General features: G+C 52.2%; 1 protein-coding gene. It reads right to left on the reverse strand.

All coding sequences use genetic code 11. The features are described from left to right. The coding region (locus ACGLWY_RS18680; protein WP_396621192.1) for a hypothetical protein at positions 1–345 on the reverse strand (345 nt) is incomplete at both ends.

Below are 345 nucleotides of genomic sequence, written 5' to 3' on the forward strand. Positions count from 1 at the left end.
CTATCGGTGCTCCCGTAGGGCTCCCCGTTAAGGGTGTACTCATAATCGCCGGATCCGCCCGTTGTCACGGCCACGATCTCGTTAAACCCGCCTTCTTCAAGCACGACTGCCAACGGGTCGTACTGCGGGATGTCAAATGGCAGTGTTTGTTTTTCACAGCCATTGGTATGCCTGACCGTAATGGTATGGCCTGTTCCCGCCGGCACATCTACGAACACGTTACTGGTTTGGAAAGTACCATTGTTCAATGAGTAATCCAGATCGGCCGGGTCTACCAATGTTCCATCAACGGTAACGGTAACGGTATTTGTCGATGTGTTGTTGCTACAGCCAAACTCCACCTCT

This window comes from Mariniflexile sp. HMF6888 (assembly GCF_044335535.1).
GTDB lineage: Bacteria > Bacteroidota > Bacteroidia > Flavobacteriales > Flavobacteriaceae > Mariniflexile.